Consider the following 16,659-nt stretch of genomic DNA (forward strand, 5'->3'; position numbering starts at 1 on the left):
CGACCAGTTACCAGAGAACGCTCAATGGCTAACAGCACCCCACTTCATCCCGGCTTCATGATCGTCCACGGCAACCGACTGGATGACCTGCGAAGCCTGGTGGTGAGCTGGATGCGGCGCTACCCGCTGGCGCCACTGGAAAACGAAATCGCCCTCGTGCAAAGCAACGGCATCGCGCAGTGGCTCAAGCTGGCCCTGGCTGAGGACCCGCAGGACGACGATCAAGGAGGTTGTGGCATCGCGGCCGCCATTGACGTGCAACTACCTGGCAGTTTCATGTGGCAGTTGTACCGGGCCATACTGGGGCGCGAAGAAATCCCCGAGGTATCCCTGCTCGACAAGGCCCCGCTGACCTGGCGCCTGATGCGCTTGCTTCCCGCCTTGATCGAACGTCCCCATTTCGAGCCGCTGCGCCGTTTCCTCACCGACGACAGCGACCTGCGTAAGCGTTATCAGTTGGCGGAACGCCTTGCCGACCTGTTCGACCAATACCAGGTCTACCGCGCCGACTGGCTGAAGGACTGGGCTGCCGGTGAGCATGTACTCAACACCGCCCGTGGCGAACGCAAACCGTTGGCCCCCGGTAATCGTTGGCAAGCCGAGCTGTGGCGAGCGCTGTTGGAAGATGTCGGCGAGCAAGGCATGGCCCAGAGCCGTGCCGGAGTGCACCAACGCTTCATCGAGCGTATCAACCAACTTCAAGACGCACCGGCGGGCCTGCCTTCACGGGTAATCGTGTTCGGTATCTCGTCCTTGCCTGCCCAGGCACTGGAGGCGTTGGCCGGCCTGGCCCGTTTCAGTCAGGTCTTGCTTTGTGTGCACAACCCATGTCGTCACCACTGGGCCGATATCGTCGCCGACAAGGACCTGCTGCGTCATCAGTACAAGCGCCAGCAGCGCAAGCAGGGCATGCCCTTGCAACTGGATGATGAATCGCTGCATCAGCATGCCCATCCCCTGCTTGCCGCTTGGGGCAAGCAGGGCCGCGACTACATCAACCTGCTCGACAGCTACGACGACCCTGGCAGCTACCGGGGCGTGTTCAGCGATGGGCGTATCGACCTGTTCAGCGACGGCGCGCCCACTACATTGCTCAACCAGTTGCAAGACGACATTCTCGAACTTCGTCCGCTCGCGGAAACCCGCGAGCGGTGGCCACAAGTCGACCCTGGCAAGGATCGTTCGGTGCGTTTCCACGTGGCCCATAGCCCCCAGCGTGAGGTCGAGATCCTCCATGACCAGTTGCTTGCCCGGTTCAGCGCCGACCCTACCCTGAGGCCACGTGACGTCATCGTCATGCTCCCGGCAATCGACACCTATGCCCCGCACATTCGCGCTGTGTTCGGTCAACTGCAGCGTAACGATCCCCGCTACATCCCCTACACCCTCACCGATCAGGGGCAGCGTGGTCGTGACCCACTGCTGATCGCCCTCGAATACCTGCTCAAGCTCCCCGACAGCCGCTTCGCCGTCAGTGAAGTGCTCGATCTGTTGGATGTCCCGACCGTTCGCGCCCGTTTCGGCATCCGTGAGAGCGACCTGCCGACACTGCATCGCTGGATCGAGGGTGCCGGTATTCGTTGGGGTTTGAGTGCCGAGCAAAGGGCCTCGCTGGGGTTGCCGGAAGGCCTGGAGCAGAACAGCTGGCGATTTGGTTTGCGCCGCATGCTGCTGGGCTATGCCGTCGGCGTGGGTGAGAGCTGCGACGGCATCGAGCCCTACGATGAGATCGGCGGCCTCGACGCTGCCTTGATCGGCCCATTGGTGGCGCTGCTGGAGGCCTTGGACGTGGCCTGCGAAGCCTTGCGCCAACCCGCTACCGCCGCGCAGTGGGGCGAGCGTCTGCACGCGCTGTTGCAGGTATTCTTCCTGGCAGAGGAAGAACACGATGAATTCCTCTTGATGCAATTGCAGGAGCTGCGCGACAGCTGGCTCGAAGTCTGCGAAACCGTGGGGCTGCAGGATTTGCTGCCGCTTACCGTCGTGCGCGAGGCCTGGCTGTCCGGTCTCGACCAGGGCAAGCTGTCTCAGCGTTTTCTCGCCGGGTCGGTGAACTTCTGCACCTTGATGCCCATGCGCGCCATTCCTTTCCGTGTAGTCTGTCTGCTGGGCATGAACGATGGCGATTACCCGCGCGCCCAGCCACCCCTGGACTTCGACCTGATGGCCAGCGATTACCGTCCAGGTGACCGCTCCCGCCGTGAAGACGACCGCTACCTACTGCTCGAAGCCGTGCTTTCGGCTCAGGACCAGCTGTATGTCAGTTGGGTCGGTCGCAGCATTCGCGACAACAGCGAGCGGCCAGCCTCGGTGTTGATTGGCCAGTTGCGTGACCACCTTGCGGCCGGTTGGCGCCTGCTCGGTGCCCAGGATGGCGAACAGCAAGACCCCGGCCAGCAACTGTTGCATGCCCTGACCCAGGAGCATCCATTGCAGCCGTTCAGCTGGCGTTATTTCCAGAAGGGCAGTGCATTGTTCAGCTATGCCCATGAGTGGCAGGTGCTGCATCAGGCAGTCGAACAGGTGCCACTCAGCGACGCACTGGCGCCCTATGACAATGAGGAGGCCCTGACGCTGATGCAACTGCAGGACTTCTTGCGTCACCCGGTCCGGCATTTCTTCAGCCAACGGTTGAAAGTGTTTTTCGAGGCGTTGGAAGCACCAACCCCAGATGAGGAACCGTTCGTGCTCGACACCCTGCAACGCTACAGCGCCAGCGAAAGCTTGCTGGGCGCCGCGCTGGCCGATCCCGACCACGCCGAGCAGGCCTTGCACGCCCAGGCCCGTCGTCTGCAGGCCTGTGGGGCGCTGCCTCTGGCGGGCTTCGGTGAACTGCTGCAGGCCGACTTGGTCGAGCCCTTGCCTGATCTTTTGCAACGTCACCGACAACTGTTGCAACGCTGGCCAACCTTGGTTGAGGGGGCGCTACCAATTCATTTCGAGCAGGGTAAGCATCGCCTCGAGGGTTGGTTGGGACGCGTCTACCAGGCCGATGACCAGAGCCTACTTAGCGTCACCACGGTACCCAATACCATCAGTGCCGGGCGCAACAACTTCAAGTGGCACCGCCTCACGGCAAGCTGGGTGATGCACCTGGCAGCCTGCGCTGCCGGTTATCCGCTCAACAGTGCCGTGGTGGCCAGTGACCTGACCCTGCTGCTGCCGCCCCTGCCACAGGCGGATGCCGCCAATCTGCTTGGCCACCTGCTCGTGGCACGCCAGGCGGCGATGAACGCACCGCTGCCGGTGGCCGCTAAGACAGCGTTCGCCTGGCTCGCCCAGGAAGACCCGGAGAAGGCCCTGGCCGCCGCTGAGCGTGCCTATGAAGGGGATGGCCGAACCAGCTTTGGCGAACGCAGCGAAAGCCTCGCCCTGGCGCGCCAGTTCCGCGACTTTGCCGCACTCATGGCCGACGAGACCTTCGAGGGCTGGTGCGAGACCCTGTACCGACCGTTATTTACCGCACCCTGGCAAACCCTGGGTAACCCGGAGAGTGGCGCATGACCCAGGTTCGACCTCTGGCATTGAGTTTTCCCCTGCATGGCAGCCAGCTGATCGAGGCCAGTGCCGGTACGGGCAAGACGTTCACCATTTCCGCACTGTACCTGCGCCTGATCCTCGGCCACGGCGGCGAACAAGGCTTTGGTCGCGAACTGCTGCCACCGCAAATTCTCGTGGTGACCTTCACCGATGCCGCCACCAAGGAGTTGCGCGAGCGCATTCGTGCCCGCCTGGCCGAGGCTGCACGCTTCTTCCGGGGCGAACTGGCCGCCGCCGATCCGCTACTGCAGCAGCTGCGTGACGACTATCCCGAGCACGACTGGCCGCGCTGCGCCAGCCGTCTGGAAATCGCCGTTCAGTGGATGGATGAAGCCGCAGTATCGACCATTCACGGCTGGTGCCAGCGCATGTTGCGCGAGCATGCCTTCGACAGTGGAAGCTTGTTCACGCAGAGCCTGGAGACCGACCACAGCGAGCTGCTGGGCCAAGTGATGCGCGACTACTGGCGACGCTTCTGCTACGCCATGCAGGGCGAAGCACTGGCCTGGGTGCGCGACCACTGGGGCAGCCCGGACGCGCTGCTTCCCCGTATTCGTCCGCTGTTCGGGCGAGTGGCCATCGACCTGGACGGGCCAGAGCCACAAGCGTTGATCGAGGCTGCGCTGCGCCAGCGCGGTGAACAGCTGCGCCAACTCAAGGCGCCCTGGGCGCAATGGGCCGACGAACTACAGCAGCTCTGCCAGGATGCCGTCGCTGCCAAGCAGGTCGACGGACGTAAACTACAGGCGCGGTTTTTCGTCCCATGGTTCGACAAGCTGCGTGCCTGGGCCAGCGACGATCAGCTCGCGGAGCTGGAACTGGGCACCGGTTTCACACGCCTCACCCCAGACGGCATGGCCGAGATCTGGAAGTCGGGTGCGCCTCCGGCGCATCCCGGACTGGATGCCATGCAGTCGCTTGAGCAGCAATTGCAGGCCCTGGCCAGTCCCGACGCACGCTTGCTGGAACAGGCTGCGGGCTGGGTATCGGCACGCTTTGAAGTGGAGAAGCGCCGCCGTGCGGAAATGGGCTTCGACGACATGCTGACGCGATTGCAGCAGGCATTGACGAGCGAGGCTGGTGAGCGCTTGGCGGGACTGATACGCGAGCAGTTCCCCGTGGCGCTGATCGACGAGTTCCAGGACACCGACCCGGTGCAGTACGGCATCTTCGAGTGCATCTACCGGATTACCGAGAATCGCCGGGAAACCGGTCTATTCATGATCGGCGACCCCAAGCAGGCGATCTACGCTTTCCGCGGCGCCGACATCCATACCTACCTGACTGCCCGACGTGCCACCGCCGACCGACTGCATAGCCTGGACACCAACTACCGGTCCAGCCAGGCCATGGTCGCCGCAGTCAACCAAGTGTTCCTCCAGGCAGAAGGCCGGACGCAGGGGCGAGGGGCGTTCCTGTTCCGCGAGGCGCATGACAACCCATTGCCCTTCGTAGAGGTGAAGGCCAAAGGTCGAAGCGAGCAATTGCTCGTCGATGGCCAGCCATGCGCGGCACTGCATTGCTGGCGACTGGAGCGTGACGAACCGATCTCCAGTACGCTCTACCGGCAGCAGCTTGCGGCCAGCTGCGCCAGCCACATCGTGACCCTGCTCAACGGCGGCCAGCAGGGCACGATCGGCTTCGGTAAGGGGGATGGCGACTGGCGTCCCTGCCTGCCTTCGGATATCGCCATCCTCGTGCGCGACGGCAACGAAGCGCAGTTGATTCGCAGCGAACTGGCGGCGCGCAGCGTGCGCAGTGTGTACCTGTCCGACAAGGACTCGGTGTTCGCCGCCCAGGAAGCCCATGACCTGCTGGCCTGGCTCAAGGCCTGCGCCGAGCCGGACTCCGAGCGCCTGCTCAAGGCTGCCCTGGCCAGCCTCACCCTCGACCTGCCGCTGGCCAGGCTGGACCAGCTCAACCAGGATGAGCGGGTCTGGGAAGACTGGGTGATGCGTTTTCGTCACTACCGCGAACTCTGGCAGCGCCAGGGCGTGCTGCCGATGCTGCGCCACTTGTTGCACGACTTCGAGCTGCCCCGAACCTTGCTTGGCCGCACCGACGGCGAGCGTGTACTGACCAACCTGCTGCACCTGGCCGAGCTGCTGCAACAGGCCGCCACCGAACTGGATGGCGAGCAGGCGCTGATCCGTCACCTGGCCGAGCACCTGGCCAACTCGGGCCAAGCCGGCGAGGAGCAAATTCTGCGTCTGGAAAGCGATGAGCAGTTGGTCAAGGTAGTCACGATTCACAAGTCCAAGGGCCTGGAGTATCCGCTTGTCTATCTGCCGTTCATCTGCACCAGCAAACCGGTGGATGGCTCACGACTGCCGCTGGCCTGGCACGACGGCGCGGGCAACGCCCACCTGACCTTGACGCCCACCCCAGAACAGATAGCTCAGGCCGACGACGAACGCCTCGCCGAGGACCTGCGTCTGCTCTACGTGGCCCTCACCCGCGCCCAGCATGCCTGCTGGCTGGGTATTGCCGATCTCAAGCGTGGCAACCAGAAAAGCTCGCAGTTGCACCGTTCGGCGCTGGGTTACTTGCTCGGCGGCGGGCTGGCGCTTCCCACCTCTGAACTGTTGGCGGACTGGTTACAGGCATTGGCGTCGGCTTGCCGCCATATCGTCTGCTCCAGCCCTCCTGAAGTCGATGAAACGCTGTACAGCGCACCGCGCAGCGAGCAAGAAATGGTGCCGGCGCGCAAACCGCGTCGGGCCGCGGCCGAGCATTGGTGGATAGCTTCCTACAGTGCGCTGCGGGTTGGCGAACAAACCCTGGGGGCAGACAGTTCCCTGGCTCAGCAACTGCTCGATGATGAAGCCGTCGATGCCCAACGGGTGCGTGAAGTGCCAGCCGAAGGGGGGGATATCCACCGCTTCCCCCGCGGACCGAACCCCGGCACCTTCCTCCATGGCCTACTCGAATGGGCCGGTCGCGAGGGCTTTGCCGAGGTCAGCGCCAACCCCAGGTTGCTCGAACGCACGGTGGGCCAACGCTGCAATCGGCGAGACTGGACCGGCTGGATTCCGGCCTTGAGCCAGTGGTTGCAGCGGCTGCTGACCGAGCCGCTGTCGATCGACGGTGGCGATGCGACGCTGTCACTCGCCCAGTTGCGGCACTACCAGATCGAGATGGAGTTCTGGTTCGCGAGCCACCAGGTCGACGCCGAGCAGCTTGACCGCCTGGTGGCACGCTACACGCACCCCGGTGCTGGCCGTCCGGCTGCCCAGCCGACGCTGCTCAATGGCATGTTCAAAGGATTCATCGACCTGGCCTTCGAGCTCGATGGCCGCTATTACGTGGCGGACTACAAGTCCAATTGGCTCGGTCCCGACATCCAGGCCTATGACGGCATGGCCATGGAAAAAGCCATCCTGGAGCACCGTTATGACCTGCAATACGTGCTGTACCTGCTGGCCCTGCATCGCCAGTTGCGCGCACGACTGCCTGACTACGACTACGACCGCGATGTCGGCGGTGCACTGTTCATTTTCCTGCGGGGAGCCAGCAGCGGCCACGGCGTGTACTTCGCCAAACCTCCCCGAGTGCTGATCGACGCGCTGGATGCCCTGTTCCGTGGCGTTCACCAACCCGAACAGCAGGACCTGTTTGCCGGAGTCGCGCCATGAGCCGAAGCCTTGACGATCTTTTGCCCACGCCGCTGGATGCCGAGCACCTGCAGGCACTGGCGCCGCAACGTGACAGCAACGACCTGTTGCAATTGCTCGACCGTTGGGTAGAGCGGGGCTGGCTACGCGCCCTGGACCGCGCGTTCGTGTCGTTTCTCGAAGAGCGGGCGCCGGGCAGTGATCCTTTGTTGCTGCTGGCGGCGGCGCTGGCCAGTCATCAGCTGGGCCATGGCCATGTCTGTCTGGACTTGCAGCAGACCTTGGCCGAACCGGACTTCGCCCTGTCACTGCCGCCCGAAGGCGATGCCTTGGCCGGTCCGCTGATGCTGCCCTCGCAACTGCTGGCGAATCTGGACCTCTCTACCTGGCGCCAACGTATCGCCGCCAGCCTACTGGTGGCCGCCGGCGATAGTCATGAGCAGCGTTCGCGTCCATTGGTACTCAGTGGCGAGCGCCTTTACCTGCGCCGGTACTGGAGCTACGAACGGCAGATCGACCAGACGCTGCGCCAACGCCTGGGCCGCGGCGAGGTACCGCCCGATGAACTGCCCGAACGTCTGGCCCAGTTGTTCGATGGTGGCTCACCGGCAGGCCAGGTGGACTGGCAGAAGCTCGCGTGTGCCCTGGCCACGCGGGCAGGCTTCAGCATCATCACTGGCGGCCCCGGCACCGGCAAGACCACCACGGTGGTGCGCCTGCTGGCGCTGCTGCAGGCTCCGGCGGTCGAGCAGGGCCGGCCTCTGCGCATCCGCCTGGCCGCGCCGACCGGCAAAGCCGCTGCTCGCCTGACCGAGTCCATTGGCCAGCAGGTCGAGCGGCTGCAGGTCAGCGCCGAGGTACGCGGGCAGATTCCCACCGACGTGAGTACGGTGCACCGCTTGCTGGGCAGTCGCCCAGGGTCTCGGCATTTCCGTCATCACAGCGCCAATCCGTTGCCGTTGGATGTACTGGTGGTCGATGAAGCCTCGATGATCGACCTGGAGATGATGGCTAACCTGCTCGATGCCCTGCCGCCAAGGGCCCGCCTGATTCTGCTGGGCGACAAGGACCAGCTGGCCTCGGTCGAGGCCGGTGCCGTGCTGGGTGACCTGTGCCGGGACGCGGAGGAGGGCTGCTATTCGCCTGAAACCCGAGCCTGGCTTGAGCAGGTGGGCGGCCAATCGCTGGCCAACAGCGGTCTCAAGGCCGGTGATGCACAGCGCAACCCACTCGCCCAGCAGGTGGTGATGCTGCGTTTCTCCCGCCGCTTCGGCGAGGGCAGTGGTATCGGCCAACTGGCTCGTCTGGTCAACCGCCAGGAGGCGCAAGCTGCGCGCGACTTGTTGACCTTGCCACCGGCGGACGTGTTTGGCCTTGCCCTGCGCGGTGAACAGGATCGTGCCTTCGACCGCCTGTTGCTCGATGGACTGAACCGGGGCGAGGAGGGGCCACACGGTTACCGTCACTACCTGCGTGCCATCGGGCGTTTTCGCCCCGCGCCAGGCACCGCCTTCGACGACCCACGCTGGCAGCAATGGGCGAGCAAGGTGCTGCAGCATTTCGAGGACTTCCAGCTGCTGTGCGCGGTGCGCAAGGGCGCCTGGGGGGTGGAAGGGTTGAACGAGCGGGTGACTCGCGTGCTGCACAATGCAGGGCTGATCAATAGCCAGCAGCCCTGGTACGAGGGGCGTCCAGTCCTGGTGACGCGAAACGACTACGGCCTGGGGCTGATGAATGGCGACATCGGGATCGCCCTGTACCTGCCGGATGAACAGGGCCAGCCCCTGTTGCGCGTGGCCTTCCCACGTAACGACGGCAGTGGCGGTGTGCGTTTCGTCCTGCCCAGCCGCCTTAACGAAGTGGAGACGGTGTTCGCCATGACGGTGCACAAGTCCCAGGGCTCGGAGTTCAGCCATACCGCCCTGGTACTGCCCGATGCCCTGAACCCGGTGCTGACCAAGGAGCTGGTGTACACCGGCATCACGCGCGCCAAGCACTGCTTCAGCCTGATCGAGCCGCGCCAGGGTATTTTCGAAGAGGCGGTGATGCGTAAGGTCCGGCGTATCTCGGGGTTGATGCTGGAGCAGGTCTAGCCGCCTGTGGGGCGGCGTTATGCTATCGTTGCGAAATAATTTGAAAGGGATGTGAGAGATTTCCCACATGACAGGGGCTGGGGGACGGTTGTCGCGCTGCGCGCTTTCGCTGCTTCTGGCTGCTCTGTCGCTATTGGCAGGCCCTGTGCGCGCCGACGCCACGGCGACGGCCGAGCAGGCGCAACAGCGGGCCAAGGCCGTCACTCAGGTAGTGCTGGGGATCTTCAGCTATGCCCGTTGGCCGGTGCCACCTTCGCCGTTGCGCTTGTGCCTGGTCGGGCCTACCGAATATGCCGACGACCTGATCAAAGGCAATGTCCAGAACGCCGGCCAGCCGCTTCAGGTGCGCCGCCTGTTGGCCGACGATGCCCAGCTCGCCCAGTCCTGCGATGCGCTGTACATCGGCAGGCTTGACCCCGGCCAGCGTGACCGCCTCTTCCAGTCGGTCAGCGGCCACCCGGTGTTGAGCATCAGCGAGGCTGACGACCCCTGCACGGTGGGCAGCCTGTTTTGCCTGCGGGTCACTGACCAGCAGGTCGCCTTCGAGGTGAACCTCGACTCCGTGGCGCGCTCAGGCGTTCGTATTCACCCTAGCGTGCTGCAATTGTCGCGGCGTCGAGCGGTGCAGCCATGAAGCCTGGCAAGCAGCGTAATGCACGCCCGACCCTGCGCTCGGTGCTGAGCCGTGGCCACCTCAGCGTGGCGTTGCTGGCAGTGGGGCTGGCCGGTATATCCCTGACCCTGCTCGGGGTGCTTGCCCTGCAAGCTTATGCCAATCACAACCTGCACTTGATTGCCCGCTCGATCAACTACACCGTCGAAGCCGCCGTGGTGTTCGACGACAGTGCCGCGGCCAATGAGGCGTTGGCGCTGATCGCCAGCACCGAAGAGGTGGCCGAGGCCAAAGTCTTCAACAACGATGGCGATCAGCTTGCGCACTGGCAACGCCGCGATGACAGCATGCTTGCCCATCTGGAAGCCCGGGTGGCAACTGCCTTGCTGGACGAACCGATCAACCTGCCGATTTTTCATCAGCAGCAGAAGGTGGGGCATATGGAGCTGGTTGGCCAGGGCCGCAGCCTGTTGTTATTCCTGCTCAGCGGATTGGGCGGCATTCTGTGCTGCACTCTGTTGAGCGCGGTGGTTGCCCTTTACCTGTCGCAACGCATGCTGGGCGACATTGTCCGCCCGCTGCGCGGCCTGGCCAGCGTCGCCCATGCCGCGCGCCGTGAGCGCAGTTTCGACCGTCGCGTGCCGGAAGCACCCATTGCCGAGCTCAACGAACTGGGTAACGACTTCAATGCCTTGCTCGATGAACTGGAGGTCTGGCACAGCCACCTGCAGAACGAGAACCAGACCCTGGCCCATCAAGCCAGCCACGACAGCCTCACCGGCTTGCCCAACCGCGCGTTCTTCGAAGGCCGTCTGAACCGCACGGTGCGCAATGCGGCCCGTCAGGGCGATCACTTGGCACTGTTGTTCCTCGATAGCGACCATTTCAAGCAGATCAACGACAGCCTCGGCCATGCCGTGGGCGACGAAGTGCTGATCTGTGTTGCCGAGCGCGTTCGCGCCCAGTTGCGCGAACACGACTTGGTGGCGCGCCTTGGCGGTGATGAATTCGCCGTGATCCTGACACCGATGCAGTCGCGCGAAGATGCCGAGCGCATTGCCGAGAAGATCGTTGCCAGCATGAAGCTGCCCATCCAACTGGACAGCGGCAGCAGCATCAGCACGTCGGTGAGCGTGGGCATCGCTTACTACCCGCAAGATGGCACCGACCCTGCCAGCCTCCTCAATGCCGCCGATGCGGCGATGTACCAGGCCAAGCGCAGGCGTCGGGGTCATTGGCAAGCGGCGCAAACGGAGTAGTCCGCCGTAGAAATAAAAAACAGGAGTTGAACCGTGATACTGCGTTTACGTTTTCCCTTCGTTGCGTTGTTGCTGGCCCTGCTGGCGCTGGGTGGTTGCCAGAGTGCGCCACCCAAAGGACTGAGTGCCGAACAGATCGCTGTCCTCAAGCGTGAAGGGTTTGCTCCGACTGAGGAGGGTTGGGCTTATGACCTGTCGGGCAAGGTGCTGTTCGGCAGCGACCTGGACAGCCTCAACGGCCAGAGCGAGGCGATAGTCGAGCGGATCGGCAAGGCGTTGTTGAGCGTGGGTATCCAAGGTGTGCGGGTCGACGGCCATGCCGATGCCTCGGGCAAGGCTGCCTACAACCAACAGCTTTCCGAGCGCCGGGCACAGAGTGTGGCCAGGGCTCTGATTGGCATCGGCATGCCGGCACAGAACATTCAGACCCGAGGTCTGGGCAGCAGTCAGCCGGTTGCAGACAACCGCAGCAGCGCTGGGCGCATGGAAAATCGCCGTGTGTCGATCGTGGTGGCGTCGTACTGAATCTTGCGCGATCACGGTAGAAGCCAACACGCCGGCTCCTACCGTGGCCTTGTGGCCTCTCAGGTCTGAACGAACCGCATCTTGCGCGTTTCACCCATCAACAGCGGTGCATTCGCCTCGGTCACCTCACGTATGTAATCCCACAGCAAGGTAATCCGCTTCAACTTGCGCAAGTCCTCCCGGCAATACATCCAGAACTGCCGCGTCACTTCGATCTCCTCCGGCAGCACCGTCACCAGCCGTGGATCCTGCGCCGCCAGGAAGCACGGCAGAATCGCCAGTCCTCGACCCTGCAGCGCGGCGGTGAACTGGGCGATCACGCTGGTGCTGCGCAGGTGCGCACTGGCATTGGGAATCAGGTTGGCCAGGTACAGCAGCTCCGAGCTGAACGCCAGGTCATCCACATAGCTGATGAACGGATGCTCGACCAGATCGCTCACCTGGCGAATCGGCGCGTGGCTGTCCAGGTACTCCTGGGTGGCATACAACCGCAGGCGGTAGTCGCACAGCTTGCAGCACACGTACGGCCCATGCTCCGGACGTTCCAGGGCAATCACGATGTCCGCCTCGCGCTTGGACAGGCTGATGAAGTGCGGCAGCGGCAGGATATCCACCGAAATGGCCGGCCAGGCATCGACGAAATGGCTCAATTGCGGGGTGACGAAGAAGCTGCCGAAACCCTCGGTGCAGCCCATGCGTACGTGCCCCGACAACGCTACCCCAGAACCGGAAACCTGTTCGCAGGCCATGTGCAGGGTGCTTTCGATCGACTCGGCATAGCCCAGCAAGCGCTGGCCCTCGGCCGTGAGCACGAAGCCGTTGGTGCGTGATTTTTCGAACAGCAAGGTGCCCAGGGCGCCCTCCAGCGAGCTGATGCGCCGCGATACCGTGGTGTAGTCGACGCTCAGGCGCTTGGCGGCGCTGCTGGCCTTGCGGGTGCGTGCCACTTCGAGGAAGAACTTGAGATCGTCCCAGTTCAGCGCGCTCAATGAGGTGAGGTCTTTTTGCATGATGATCCGGTTTTTTTGTGCGTTCTTGTTGGATGTTTGCACATCTATACTCGAAAAAAGCCCCAAGACCCAAGCGCCACCTCGCGTTTGCCCCCGGCGCTGGCGATCTCGTCCTGACAATAATTCCAAGGAGAACGCAGATGAACGCACCGCAATCCCCCGACCAGACCAAGGTCGAACAGGTCAAGCTGCTGATCGATGGCCAATGGGTCGAATCGAAGACCAGCGAATGGCGTGACATCGTCAACCCGGCCACCCAGCAGGTGTTGGCGCGAGTTCCCTTCGCCACTGTCGAGGAAGTGGATGCTGCTGTGGCCGCCGCCCAGCGCGCCTTCCTGACCTGGCGCGACACCCCGATCGGCGCACGCATGCGCATCATGCTCAAGCTGCAGGCGTTGATCCGCGAGCACACCAAGCGCATCGCCCAGACCCTCAGCGCCGAGCAGGGCAAGACCCTGGCCGATGCCGAAGGCGATATCTTCCGTGGCCTTGAAGTGGTCGAGCACGCAGCGTCCATCGGTACCCTGCAGATGGGCGAGTTCGCCGAGAACGTCGCCGGTGGTGTCGACACCTACACCCTGCGCCAGCCCATCGGCGTGTGTGCAGGCATCACCCCGTTCAACTTCCCGGCGATGATCCCGCTGTGGATGTTCCCCATGGCCATCGTTTGCGGCAACACCTTCGTTCTCAAGCCATCCGAGCAGGACCCGCTGTCGACCATGATGCTGGTCGAGCTGGCGCTGGAAGCCGGCGTGCCAGCGGGCGTTCTGAACGTGGTCCATGGTGGCAAGCAAGTGGTCGATGCGATCTGTACCCACAAGGACATCAAGGCCATCTCCTTCGTCGGCTCCACCGAAGTCGGCACCCACGTCTACAACCTGGGCAGCCAGCACGGTAAGCGCGTGCAGTCGATGATGGGCGCCAAGAACCATGCCGTGGTACTGCCCGATGCCAACCGCACGCAAACCGTCAATGCTCTGGTCGGCGCCGCTTTCGGCGCAGCCGGCCAGCGCTGCATGGCCACGTCGGTGGCGGTGCTGGTGGGCAAGGCCCGTGAGTGGCTGCCGGACATCAAGGCGGCGGCGAGCAAGCTCAAGGTCAATGCTGGTTGTGAACCAGGCACCGATGTGGGCCCGGTGGTATCCAAGCGCGCCAAGGAGCGTGTTCTGGGCTTGATCGAAAGCGGTATCAAGGAAGGCGCCAAGCTTGAACTGGATGGGCGCGATGTGAAGGTCCCAGGCTACGAGCAGGGCAACTTCGTTGGCCCGACCCTGTTCTCTGGGGTGAAAACCGACATGCAGATCTACACCCAGGAGATCTTCGGCCCGGTGCTGGTGACCCTGGAAGTCGACACCCTCGATGAAGCCATCGCCCTGGTCAACGCCAACCCGTTCGGCAACGGCACTGGCCTGTTCACCCAGAGTGGCGCGGCGGCGCGCAAGTTCCAGAGCGAGATCGACATCGGCCAGGTCGGTATCAACATCCCGATCCCAGTGCCGGTTCCGTTCTTCAGCTTCACCGGTTCGCGCGGCTCGAAGCTGGGCGACCTGGGCCCGTACGGCAAGCAAGTGGTGCAGTTCTACACTCAGACCAAGACCGTCACCGCCCGCTGGTTCGATGACGACAGCGTCAATGACGGTGTGAACACCACCATCAGCCTGCGCTAAGGAGATCGCCATGCGTATCGCATTCATCGGCCTGGGCAACATGGGTGCCCCCATGGCCCGCAACTTGATCAAGGCCGGGCACTCGTTGAACCTGTTCGACCTGAACAAGACCGTGTTGGCCGAGCTTGCCGAGCTCGGGGGGCAGGTCAGCGCCTCGCCCAAGGACGCGGCTGCTGGCAGCGAACTGGTCATCACCATGTTGCCGGCTGCGGCCCATGTGCGCGCCGTGTACCTCAACGAAGAAGATGGCGTACTGGCGGGCATCCGCCCCGGTACGCCGACGGTGGATTGCAGCACCATCGACCCGCAGACCGCCCGCGATGTATCCAAGGCCGCCGCGGCCAAGGGGGTGGACATGGGCGATGCTCCGGTGTCTGGCGGCACCGGCGGCGCGGCGGCTGGCACATTGACGTTCATGGTCGGCGCCAGTGCCGAGCTGTTCGCCACCCTCAAGCCAGTGCTGGAGCAGATGGGCCGCAACATCGTGCATTGCGGTGAGGTCGGGACCGGGCAGATCGCCAAGATCTGCAACAACCTGCTGCTGGGCATCTCCATGATCGGAGTATCCGAAGCCATGGCCCTGGGCAATGCGCTGGGCATCGATACCAAGGTGCTGGCCGGCATCATCAATAGCTCGACCGGGCGTTGCTGGAGTTCCGACACCTACAACCCATGGCCGGGCGTCATCGAGACCGCCCCGGCGTCACGGGGCTACACCGGAGGTTTTGGTGCCGAGTTGATGCTCAAGGACCTGGGGTTGGCCACTGAGGCTGCGCGGCAGGCGCACCAACCGGTGATTCTCGGCGCCGTCGCCCAGCAGTTGTACCAGGCGATGAGCCTGCGGGGGGACGGTGGCAAGGACTTCTCGGCGATTGTCGAGGGGTATCGCAAGAAGGATTGACGAGCGAGGCTTGATCGCGGGTTGGGTGCTTTTCCCTCTGTAACTGCGCACCAGAAGGAGGGACACCTGGCCCGCGATTTTTTTTGCCTGTCGTAAGGTTTTTGGCGTTTGCAAGATCGAGCGCCGCCCGCGCGGCGCATCGCGAGCAAGGCTCGCTCCTACGCGTGGCGAGGGGTATCGCAAGAAGGATTGACGAGCGAGGCTTGATCGCGGGTTGGGTGCTTCTCCCTCTGTAACTGCGCACCAGAGGGAGGGGCACCTGGCCCGCAATTTTTTTTGCCTGTTGTAAGGTTTTTGGCGTTTGCAAGATTGAGCGCCGCCCGCGCGGCGCATCGCGAGCAAGGCTCGCTCCTACGCGTGGCGAGGGGTATCGCCAGAAGGATTGACGAGCGAGGCTTGATCGCGGGTTGGGTGCTTCTCCCTCTGTAACTGCGCACCAGAGGGAGGGGCACCTGGCCCGCGATTTTTTTTGCCTGTTGTAAGGTTTTTGCGTTTGCAAGATTGAGCGCCGCCCGCGCGGCGCATCGCGAGCAAGGCTCGCTCCTACGCGTGGCGAGGGGTATCGCAAGAAGGATTGACGAGCGAGGCTTGATCGCGGGTTGGGTGCTTCCCCTCTGTAACTGCGCACCAGAGGGAGGGGCACCTGGCCCGCGATTTTTTTTGCCTGTCGTAAGGTTTTTGGCGTTTGCAAGATCGAGCGCCGCCCGCGCGGCGCATCGCGAGCAAGGCTCGCTCCTACGTTTGTTTACGGCCAATAACGCCTGTGACAGACGCGCGCGACCGCCTTGTTTGTACGGCGCGATATCGAGCCATGCGCCAACGCGTTCGCGCACGAATCTCGCAGGAATAATTGGCCCGAAACAAACGTGGGAGCGAGCCTTGCTCGCGATGCGCCGCGCGGGCGGCGCTCGATATACGCATCACCGCTAAACCATGACAGCCACCTAGCATCCCCAACCCATATCAAGAATCAGGCGAAGACGAAATACTTGCGCACGGTCTCGACCACTTCCCAGGTGCCCTTCATTCCCGGTTCGATCACGAACACATCACCGGCTTTGAGGTGCTTGGGCTCTTCACCTTCCGGGGTGATGATGCAATAGCCATCGAGGAAGTGGCAGAACTCCCACTTTTCGTAATTCACCTCGAACTTGCCTGGCGTGCAGATCCAGGTACCCATGATCTTGCTGCCGTCGGCAGACAAGTAGGCGTTGAGGTTGACGGTGTGCGGATCGCCGCCGATGCGCTTCCACTTGGTGGCGTCCACGACCGGCGTCGGGCAGGTCTCGCGCAGGACGGTGATGAAATCGGACATGGCACAACTCCTGGTGACTGGCTGAATGACGTATCACCATAGGGCCATTGGCCGAGCGCCAGTTGCCTGGGCTCGACGTCCAGCTGCCTGACCGCGCTATGCCGTCGACCCGTGCAGCGCCA

At 63.4% G+C, this 16,659-nt stretch carries 10 protein-coding genes; 8 read left to right on the forward strand and 2 right to left on the reverse strand.

Annotated features, from left to right (window positions below; translation table 11 throughout):
* Positions 1-24 precede the first annotated feature (24 nt).
* From recC to yfiB, 6 genes are all read left to right on the forward strand, one after another.
* On the forward strand, positions 25-3,504 hold the full coding sequence (gene recC / locus IF103_RS03715; RefSeq protein WP_023378666.1) for an exodeoxyribonuclease V subunit gamma: 3,480 nt from the start codon (positions 25-27) through the stop codon (positions 3,502-3,504).
* Positions 3,501-7,175 (forward strand): exodeoxyribonuclease V subunit beta, encoded by a 3,675-nt coding sequence (recB, locus tag IF103_RS03720; protein WP_104882175.1) that lies wholly within the window; start codon positions 3,501-3,503, stop codon positions 7,173-7,175. The genes recC and recB overlap by 4 nt, the downstream gene beginning before the upstream one ends.
* Positions 7,172-9,247, forward strand: a complete 2,076-nt coding sequence (recD, locus tag IF103_RS03725) for an exodeoxyribonuclease V subunit alpha (RefSeq protein ID WP_023378668.1) — start codon at positions 7,172-7,174, stop codon at positions 9,245-9,247. The genes recB and recD overlap by 4 nt, the downstream gene beginning before the upstream one ends.
* A 67-nt stretch (positions 9,248-9,314) precedes the next feature.
* On the forward strand, positions 9,315-9,881 hold the full coding sequence (gene yfiR / locus IF103_RS03730) for a regulatory sequestration protein YfiR (RefSeq protein ID WP_027907831.1): 567 nt from the start codon (positions 9,315-9,317) through the stop codon (positions 9,879-9,881).
* On the forward strand, positions 9,878-11,119 hold the full coding sequence (gene dgcN / locus IF103_RS03735; RefSeq protein WP_023378670.1) for a diguanylate cyclase DgcN/YfiN: 1,242 nt from the start codon (positions 9,878-9,880) through the stop codon (positions 11,117-11,119). Before yfiR ends, dgcN begins: the two co-directional genes overlap by 4 nt.
* Before the next feature lie 33 nt (positions 11,120-11,152).
* Positions 11,153-11,644 (forward strand): outer membrane lipoprotein YfiB, encoded by a 492-nt coding sequence (yfiB, locus tag IF103_RS03740; RefSeq protein ID WP_186599200.1) that lies wholly within the window; start codon positions 11,153-11,155, stop codon positions 11,642-11,644.
* Between the two features lie 59 nt (positions 11,645-11,703).
* On the opposite strand, the gene IF103_RS03745 is transcribed toward yfiB, so the two are convergent.
* Positions 11,704-12,654 carry a LysR family transcriptional regulator gene (locus tag IF103_RS03745; protein WP_027907828.1) on the reverse strand — a complete coding sequence of 317 codons (951 nt, stop codon included), beginning with the start codon at positions 12,652-12,654 and terminating at the stop codon, positions 11,704-11,706.
* A 140-nt stretch (positions 12,655-12,794) separates the two neighbouring features.
* On the opposite strand from IF103_RS03745, the gene IF103_RS03750 reads away from it, so the two are divergent.
* Positions 12,795-14,321 (forward strand): CoA-acylating methylmalonate-semialdehyde dehydrogenase, encoded by a 1,527-nt coding sequence (locus IF103_RS03750; RefSeq protein WP_023378674.1) that lies wholly within the window; start codon positions 12,795-12,797, stop codon positions 14,319-14,321.
* A 10-nt stretch (positions 14,322-14,331) separates the two neighbouring features.
* Entirely contained in the window at positions 14,332-15,222 is an 891-nt protein-coding gene (gene mmsB / locus IF103_RS03755) for a 3-hydroxyisobutyrate dehydrogenase (RefSeq protein WP_023378675.1), read from the forward strand.
* Between the two features lie 970 nt (positions 15,223-16,192).
* Here the strand turns inward: mmsB and IF103_RS03760 are convergent.
* On the reverse strand, positions 16,193-16,537 hold the full coding sequence (locus IF103_RS03760) for a cupin domain-containing protein (protein WP_003258412.1): 345 nt from the start codon (positions 16,535-16,537) through the stop codon (positions 16,193-16,195).
* Positions 16,538-16,659: the final 122 nt, after the last annotated feature.

Origin of the sequence: Pseudomonas sp. SK2 (assembly GCF_016772395.1) — a bacterium.
Classification (GTDB): domain Bacteria; phylum Pseudomonadota; class Gammaproteobacteria; order Pseudomonadales; family Pseudomonadaceae; genus Aquipseudomonas; species Aquipseudomonas taiwanensis.

Coding starts and splice junctions, on each gene's coding strand:
- recC (WP_023378666.1), top strand. CDS start 25: ATGGCTAACAGCACCCCACTTCATCCCGGCTTCATGATCGTCCACGGC.
- IF103_RS03750 (WP_023378674.1), top strand. CDS start 12,795: ATGAACGCACCGCAATCCCCCGACCAGACCAAGGTCGAACAGGTCAAG.
- dgcN (WP_023378670.1), top strand. CDS start 9,878: ATGAAGCCTGGCAAGCAGCGTAATGCACGCCCGACCCTGCGCTCGGTG.
- IF103_RS03745 (WP_027907828.1), bottom strand. CDS start 12,654: ATGCAAAAAGACCTCACCTCATTGAGCGCGCTGAACTGGGACGATCTC.
- recD (WP_023378668.1), top strand. CDS start 7,172: ATGAGCCGAAGCCTTGACGATCTTTTGCCCACGCCGCTGGATGCCGAG.
- IF103_RS03760 (WP_003258412.1), bottom strand. CDS start 16,537: ATGTCCGATTTCATCACCGTCCTGCGCGAGACCTGCCCGACGCCGGTC.
- recB (WP_104882175.1), top strand. CDS start 3,501: ATGACCCAGGTTCGACCTCTGGCATTGAGTTTTCCCCTGCATGGCAGC.
- mmsB (WP_023378675.1), top strand. CDS start 14,332: ATGCGTATCGCATTCATCGGCCTGGGCAACATGGGTGCCCCCATGGCC.
- yfiR (WP_027907831.1), top strand. CDS start 9,315: ATGACAGGGGCTGGGGGACGGTTGTCGCGCTGCGCGCTTTCGCTGCTT.